Source organism: Telluria sp. AZSoR62, from assembly GCF_058111565.1.
The window spans coordinates 1-231 of sequence record NZ_JBYTST010000664.1; the positions used below are offsets into that span (position 1 = coordinate 1).

Genomic DNA, 231 nt, shown 5'->3' on the forward strand with positions numbered 1-231 from the left:
GGTCAGTGGATACATGTGCCCATATGAGCCTGCCGCCCAAAAGATGGTCGATAACGGAAAGCCAGCTGATGCCGCGACCGCATCCGCCGACATAGCACCAATCGCGAGCATGCTGCCGAAGGGGAATGCATACGGCGTGAGAATCCCCGCCAACTCATCATCGTTGTGTGTAGGGTCCGCAAAAGAAACCCAGGGAATGTCAATGCCTCGCTGATCCAGGCAGGAGTCATC

The 231-nt window shown here is 56.7% G+C and carries 1 protein-coding gene; it reads right to left on the bottom strand.

The window, feature by feature from the left end; genetic code table 11:
* A partial coding sequence (locus tag AC3XQU_RS25095; RefSeq protein WP_489876792.1) for a TraU family protein occupies positions 1-231 on the bottom strand: 231 nt, incomplete at both ends.